Here is a 6,431-nt window from a genome sequence, read left to right as displayed (position 1 = left end):
GCACTACAACTATCATCGTCCCCACACTGCTGCTGGAAATCAGCCACCAGCATCCCGGCTCGACACCGGTGTCACCAATGTCATGGCCTCATACACCTAGCGGCGACGGAAGCCCGCGGGGTACCGAACCGAACGAGGAGCCGTAGACGCGCCCAGGGGCAGACCTCCACGGGTGAGGTCACCACCGAGCACGGCTGCCACGCCTGACCACCCGGTACCGCGCACCTGGCCAGGCGCGCGGTCTCGCATTGGCAGCGTGAACGACGGGGCGAGCTGATCCGCCTGCGACTCGGGGAACCAGCGGGCCGGCATCCACAACGTGACCGATGCGGTGGCCGTGTCCGGGTGCTCGGCCGGCACGGCTTCCGTCATCTCGGTGGGGAACGGTCCCGGGGCGATCGCGTGCACCAGGATGCCCGGAGCCAGGGTGGCGGCCGTGTGCTTGGTCAGGTGGCGCAGACCGGCCTTGCCGCGCTGTAGGAGTAGTAGTTCTTGAACGTGGGCCCGGCGATGGGCTGCCCCTGTGGCAGGGTCGACCGCCGGGCGAGCCGGGTCGGTCGGATCAGGCCGGGGTTCGCCCGGTGGGGGCGGGCGTGGCCGCCGCGGCGGAAGAGCGGCGCGCGGTGAACCGGTGGCCGAGTTCGGACAGGGCCAGGGCCGCGACGGCGATCACGGCGGCGACCGGGCCGAGGTTGGTCGCGCCGACCACGTCGATGCCGATCCCGCCGAGGACGCCCGACAGCGAGATGGCCAGGTAGAGGATCGCGGCGTTGAGGGAGACCAGCACGGAAGCCGCGGCGGGCTCCAGGGTGACCAGCCGATGCTGCTGGGGCGTGGTGATGGCGAAGGCGGCGAACCCGTAGAGCACGATCATGCCGACGGCCGGCCCGAAGGACCGGGTGGTCAGCGGCATGACCAGCAGGCTGGCCGCCAGCCACAGCAGGGCGAGGCCCACCACCGCGCGGCCGCCGATCCTGTCGGCGAGTCCGCCGGCGACGATGTTGCCGACGGTGCCGATCACGCCGAGGGTGCACATCAGCACCGCCAGCTTCACCCCGTCGCCGCCGGTGGCGCCCGCGAACACCGCCGAGATGTAGGTGTAGGGGAGGTAGACGGCGGTGAAGGACAACAGGGTCGTGCTCAGCACCAGGAGCACACGCCGGTCGCGCAGCGGCGCCAACCGCTCTCGCAGGCCCGCGGGCGCCGGGGTGGGCACGCTCGCGGGCACGAGCGCGCGGACGCCGATCATGCCCAGCACCGCGAGCACGACGACGAACCACATCGTCGCCCGCCAGCCCAGGAGGCCGCCGAGCGCGGTGCCGATCGGCGCGCCGAGGGCGGTGGCGGCGGTGAAGCCGGTGGTGACGGCCGCGATCGCCCTGCCCTGCCGGTCCGGCGGCACCACGGCCGACGCGGTGACGGCCGCGGTGGGCACGAACAGTCCCGCGCCCGCGGCGGCGAGGACCTGGGTGAGCAGCACCGGGGTGAACGAGGGCGACACCGCCGTGCCGGTGTTGCCGGCCAGGTAGGCCAGGGTGGCCAACAGCAGCACCCGGCGGCGCGGCCAGGTGGCGCTGGCCGTGGCCAGGACCGGGGCCAGCACGGCGGCGGTCAGCGCGAACACCGTGACCACCTGGCCCGCCTGCGCCACCGAGACGCCGAGCGAGGCGCTCAACTGGGGCAGTACGCCCGCGAGCACGAACTCGCACGTGCCGATCGCGAAAACACCGAAACCGAGCACGGGGACGCCCCAGCGGGAGGCCCGCGTCACGTCGTGGGATGTCATCGGCTGACCCTCGCAAGATGGTATCGACTGGTTCCGTTTTCGGACGGTACCGATCGGTTCCGAATCGTGTCAACATCCGGGGTATCCTCTGGTCGTGCCGACCCAAGCCCGCGAACGCCTGCTCCAGGCAGCCGAGGAACTCTTCTACGCCGAGGGCATCCGCGCGGTCGGCGTCGAGCGCTTGCTGGCCGTCTCGGGGGTGGGCAGGGCGTCGTTCTACCGGCACTTCGCCAGCAAGGACGACCTGGTGGTCACCACGGTCCGCAACTACAGCCGCACCTGGCTCGCCTGGCTGGCCGAGACCGTCGCCGCCCGCGGCGGCGACCCGCTGGCGGTGTTCGACGCGCTGGGTGAGCGCTTCGCCGCCGCGGACTACCGCGGCTGCGTCTCGATCAACACGATGGTCGAGGCCGCGGACCCCGGCAGCCCGGCGCACCGGGCCGCCGCCGACCACAAGACCGCGCTGACCGCCTACCTCCGGGGCCTGCTCGACGCCAGGGGGCACAGCGGCACCGCGGTCCTCGCCGAGCAGTTCGTCCTGCTCGTCGACGGCGCCATCGTGACCGCGCTGCGCGAACGCACGGCCCGGCCCGCCCAGCGGGCCAAGGCGATCGCCGCGGGCCTGCTGGAACGGAACTGAGCCGGCCCCCGCCATTCCATCGACGGCCCGCTCGAAAGCAATACCGATTGCGTGTGCTCGAACTTGCGGCAAGGTCCAGTGCGTGCTATAGAAATAACAGAGGCGGTACATAACCTGGTATCGGGACAGCGACGTTGCCGGGGAGTGATCGACGATGGCGGAGACAACGCGATATACGACAACGCCCAGCGGATTCACCGAGTTGGTCTGCGCCGACACGGCCTGGCTCAACACGGAGTTCGACGCGATCGTGGCCGCGAACTTCGAACTCGTCCCCCCGGCTGCCGTCCGGCCGGTCTCCGTTGCCTGCCTGCCTCAGCGAGCGGATTCCCGGGTCCTGGTCACGACTTCCGGTGGCTCGCGGCCCGGCGTGGTGCTGCCGGCGCGCTGCCAGCACCGGCAGCGTTCTCCTCCGCCGATCGGCGTGACCCCGAATTCAGCAAAGGGTGCCCTCGAAAGGAAGGTGGTGCCGCGCGTGGTCGCACGCCCGGTTTCTCGCCGTCCGGATGTCGAGCGGGCCGCTGTTTCCCGCCGGCCGATGAGACCGTGCCATCGGTCCCGGTTCCGCGTCTCGTGACGCACATTCTTCGGCGCCCCGTTCCGACCGCGAGTTCCCGCTGGGACGAGCGATATCCGGCGTCGGCCACGCCTGCGTGACAATTGCGAATCCCTCCCTTCCAGACAACTGTTCCGGCCCCGCCGCTCTTTTCGCGGCGGGGCCGCGCTTCCTGCACCTACGACGATCCAGGAGGAGCTGCCGTGCTCGAGCAGGACGCCGCTGTCCACGACGTCGTCGACCAGCAGACCCCGGCCCGCCCCGAGCCCGCCGAGGACGAACAGCCCCTGCCCCGGGCGGGGGAGGTACTGGAAGCCGACCCGGCCGATGTCGCCGACCAGCATCGCGACGCGCCCCTGCTGGACGAAAGCGAGCCCTGGCCGTGAACCGGCCACCGTGAGCCGGGGCCTCAGGCCCTCGCCGGTCCAATTCGCCCACCTCCAGGCGTGGCCTGCCCGGCGCGTCCGTGCCGCGTACCCGTGGACGGGGTGAGCACCACATCGCCTCCGGCCTGCGCAGCACCGCCGCGCCCGCGGTGCCCGATCACACCCCCAGGTGCCGAAGACCAGCTCAGGCCGGTGACCAAAGCGTCCACAAGCAGGTGACTCGGGTGACCCGGGGTTCCAGGGTTGTCTCTCGCGTGAATACGGGTGGGCAGGAAGGCGCCGGAGTCGGACGGGGCGGCACCCCGATCACCTGCGGGAGAAGCCCTGCCAGTGGATGGTGGCCGGTGGCTCGAAGAACGTCCGCAGGTGCTGCTCCTCGGTCCGGCCGTGCAGCACGAACTTGAAGCTCGACCCGTCCGGCCAGGTCAGCGTGCGCTTGCCGAAGTCGAGCGCCGGAGCCTGCGGGTTCCGCGCGTGCCAGGCGATCCGGGGCTCCGGGGCGTCGGCGGGGTCGGTGGTGGTCGGCCCGGTGTCCACCACGGCGAGGTACGACGGTGAGCAGACCAGCCAGGCGCCCTTCACCGAACGCAGGCCGTCGGCCAACTCCAGTGCCATCGCGCCGGCCGGGCCGGTGACGCGGATTTCCCGCTTGAACAGGCTGCCCGCGCCACGGGGATCGGCGCCGTTGGCCAGCGAGAAGACGGCGGCCACCCCGCCGCCGACGCCACGCAGGACGTTCCCGAAGAACCGCCGGACCAGTTCCTGGCCTTCGACCGTGCCGTCCAGGCGCCGGCCGGGGACGTCGAACCCCGGTGCGTCGTCGCTCAGGCGCAGCGCGATGACCGGCTCGCGCCACCGGGCTCGCGCCAGTTCTTCGACGCGCTCCCGGAACCCCGGTTGGACCAGGAGCTCGTCCCGCTTGGCCGCCAGTTTCGCTTCGTGCGCGAAAATGTCTCGCGTTGCCCGGCGCCGGGCCTCGGTCGGCGCCTGGTCCGCTAGATGTCCAGGTTCCGCCGGGTCTCCTCCGGGCTGCGGTCCCCGCCGATCTCGCTCTTGTCGAACCACGGTTCCTCTCCCTCCGTGGAGACGGCGTCCTTGCCCTCGCCGTAGACGGCCTTCCCGGCCCCGATCCCGGCCTTGACACCGGCACCGGCGGCCAGCGGGCCGACGCCCGCCGAGGTGCCGAGCATGGTGGTGAGCACCCGGTTGCTCGGCTGGAAGCCCTGGGCCGCCGCACCGAGGCCGAACTTCGTCTCCCCGGGCAGCACACCGACCCGCAGTTTCCTGGCGAACACCTCGAGCTTGCCGGAGAACTTCACCAGGAACTGCATGAAGGTGTCCAGCAGCTCGCCGAACTTGCCGAGGTAGCGGGTGACCTTCTGCAGCACGCTGGCGGCCTTGGCGATGGACGCCGTCATCGCGGCGGCGACCGAACCCCCGAAGCTGATCACCGACGCGGCCAGCGCGGGCAGCCAGAGGGTGATCAGCCAGGAGACCAGCTCGGTGATGATCGCCTTGAGCACTTCTTCGATGACCACCATGACCATCGACCACATCTGCAGCACCTCGGCCACCGAGCCGGCCGCCGAACCGACGCCCCGGATGCCCGAGGAGAAATCGCCGAGCGCTTCCTTCGCCGCGTTGCCCGCGTCGTCCACCCACTGGGCCAGCGAGGTGTCGCCGGTGCTCTCGAAGTCCTCGGCCAGCGCGACGAAGCCCTGCGCGATGGTGACGAAGTTCTCCGAGGCGTGCCCGATCGCCGGGCCGTCGCCGGTGACCTGGTGCAGCGCGTCCTGCAGCGGCTGGACCAGCTCGAGCAGCATGTTCAGCCCGTGGCTGACCAGCCAGCCGATGGGGTCCATCGCGAAGGTGACCACGTCACCCGCCGCGGCGCCGACGAAGGCCGCCCCGTCGCCGACCAGCGCGGCTCCAGCGGAGGCCAGTTCACCCGGGCCGTCCGCCTCCGCCGCCTGCCGGGCGTGCGCGGCGACCGACTTGCCGGAGTCGTAGACCGTGCCCGCCACCGGCACGTGGCTCATCGCGCGGTCGAGGTTCGCGCCGGTGCTCTCGTCGTACGCCTGCACCTCGAGCGAGTCGGCGATGCTCTGCTTCTCGGTCATCAGCCCTGCTTCCCGGCTCCGTCGATCTCCGCCTGGTACCGGCCGAAGGTGATCTTCACGTCGTCCTCGGTGCCCTGGTAGGCCGCCGCGGCCTGGTCCAGCTTGGTCACGAACGCGTCCACGCCGTCCTTGAGGTCGCCGAGCAGCGAGCGCAGTTCGGCGAGGCGCTCGGTGTAGCCCTCCTTGGCGAAGATCCCGATCACGCCCCACGCCTCGTTGGTCACGTCGGCCGCGTCGATCTTGGCGGCGAACTTGTCCGCTTCCTGCTCGTAGAACGGCAGCTGCCGGGCGTACCCGGAGATCGCCTCGACATTGGTCCTGATTCCGTCTGGCATCGCGGGTCCCCCGGTCGGTTTCGTCAGCGTCGGAAGATCGACTGGTCGTCGAAGTAGTCGTCGTCGTCATCCCCGGCACGGGGACGCCGCCGCGGTTGAGACGCAGGCGGCCGCGCTTCGGTTTCCCCTTCTTCGGCGAAGGCCTCGGCCTGCGCCTGGCGCACCTGCTCCCCGGTCCCGAGGCCGAATGCGTCGTCCACGATCTCCGCCTGCTGCCGCACCGCTCCGGCGACGGCCTGCCGCAGGGTGTCCATGATGATCGCAGACAGCCGCCCGGCGTCGAGGCGGAGCGCGCCGGGCGAAACCCGCACGTCGGTGACGGTGCCCCCGGCACCCGCGACCACGGTCACCTCGCCGGACGGGGAGGTCACCGCGTGCTCGACCTGCGCGATCCGCTCCTGCATGTCACCGACGTCGGCGAAGCGGGTTTCGGCCTGCCGCACCTTGGTCCGGAAGTTCTCGAACTGGGCGATCAGCTGGTCCATGTGCGCGGACATCGCGTAGTCCCCTCTCGTGCTGCGTACTTGAACGAGACGCCATCCCGGACGCGCACGTTACACGCCGGGCTCAGGCGTCACTGCCGTTTGGTGTGGAGCACCTGGCGGTTC

8 protein-coding genes and 1 pseudogene are annotated in these 6,431 nt (G+C 71.1%); 3 read left to right on the top strand and 6 right to left on the bottom strand.

What is annotated here, in order from left to right:
* Nucleotides 1-100 (top strand): annotated as a pseudogene (locus AC07EG_RS38660) (IS481 family transposase); the annotation flags it as partial.
* Here AC07EG_RS38660 and AC07EG_RS38655 read toward each other — a convergent pair.
* The gene (locus AC07EG_RS38655; RefSeq protein WP_478258252.1) at nt 97-459 is read right to left on the bottom strand and encodes a hypothetical protein; all 363 of its coding nucleotides are present in this window, start codon (nt 457-459) and stop codon (nt 97-99) included. The pseudogene AC07EG_RS38660 and the gene AC07EG_RS38655 overlap by 4 nt on opposite strands.
* 103 nt (nt 460-562) lie before the next feature.
* On the bottom strand, nt 563-1,786 hold the full coding sequence (locus AC07EG_RS38650; RefSeq protein ID WP_478258249.1) for an MFS transporter: 1,224 nt from the start codon (nt 1,784-1,786) through the stop codon (nt 563-565).
* Nucleotides 1,787-1,880: 94 nt separating this feature from the next.
* On the opposite strand from AC07EG_RS38650, the gene AC07EG_RS38645 reads away from it, so the two are divergent.
* Complete coding sequence (locus tag AC07EG_RS38645) at nt 1,881-2,426, top strand: TetR/AcrR family transcriptional regulator (RefSeq protein ID WP_478258248.1); 546 nt, start codon at nt 1,881-1,883, stop codon at nt 2,424-2,426.
* Nucleotides 2,427-3,185: 759 nt separating this feature from the next.
* Nucleotides 3,186-3,368, top strand: coding sequence for a hypothetical protein (locus tag AC07EG_RS38640; RefSeq protein WP_478258247.1), 183 nt, complete (start codon nt 3,186-3,188; stop codon nt 3,366-3,368).
* A 306-nt stretch (nt 3,369-3,674) separates the two neighbouring features.
* Here AC07EG_RS38640 and AC07EG_RS38635 read toward each other — a convergent pair whose 3' ends face one another.
* Genes AC07EG_RS38635 through AC07EG_RS38620 form a run of 4 tightly spaced genes read right to left on the bottom strand, consistent with a single transcriptional unit; the run spans nt 3,675 to nt 6,320 of the window.
* Nucleotides 3,675-4,433, bottom strand: a complete 759-nt coding sequence (locus AC07EG_RS38635; RefSeq protein ID WP_478258246.1) for a hypothetical protein — start codon at nt 4,431-4,433, stop codon at nt 3,675-3,677.
* Nucleotides 4,364-5,488 (bottom strand): hypothetical protein, encoded by a 1,125-nt coding sequence (locus AC07EG_RS38630; protein WP_478258245.1) that lies wholly within the window; start codon nt 5,486-5,488, stop codon nt 4,364-4,366. Before AC07EG_RS38630 ends, AC07EG_RS38635 begins: the two co-directional genes overlap by 70 nt.
* Nucleotides 5,488-5,823, bottom strand: a complete 336-nt coding sequence (locus AC07EG_RS38625) for a hypothetical protein (protein WP_478258244.1) — start codon at nt 5,821-5,823, stop codon at nt 5,488-5,490. Before AC07EG_RS38625 ends, AC07EG_RS38630 begins: the two co-directional genes overlap by 1 nt.
* A gap of 23 nt (nt 5,824-5,846) precedes the next feature.
* The gene (locus AC07EG_RS38620) at nt 5,847-6,320 is read right to left on the bottom strand and encodes a YbaB/EbfC family nucleoid-associated protein (RefSeq protein WP_478258243.1); all 474 of its coding nucleotides are present in this window, start codon (nt 6,318-6,320) and stop codon (nt 5,847-5,849) included.
* Nucleotides 6,321-6,431: the final 111 nt, after the last annotated feature.

The sequence above is a fragment of the Amycolatopsis sp. NPDC045836 genome (genome assembly GCF_056431745.1).
Note: the sequence above shows the minus strand (reverse complement) of the source record. Positions and strands in the feature narration are given on the sequence as shown.

Excerpts from the sequence above, each read along its gene's own strand:
- AC07EG_RS38650 (WP_478258249.1), bottom strand. The coding sequence starts at position 1,786 with ATGACATCCCACGACGTGACGCGGGCCTCCCGCTGGGGCGTCCCCGTG.
- AC07EG_RS38630 (WP_478258245.1), bottom strand. The coding sequence starts at position 5,488 with ATGACCGAGAAGCAGAGCATCGCCGACTCGCTCGAGGTGCAGGCGTAC.
- AC07EG_RS38625 (WP_478258244.1), bottom strand. The coding sequence starts at position 5,823 with ATGCCAGACGGAATCAGGACCAATGTCGAGGCGATCTCCGGGTACGCC.
- AC07EG_RS38620 (WP_478258243.1), bottom strand. The coding sequence starts at position 6,320 with ATGTCCGCGCACATGGACCAGCTGATCGCCCAGTTCGAGAACTTCCGG.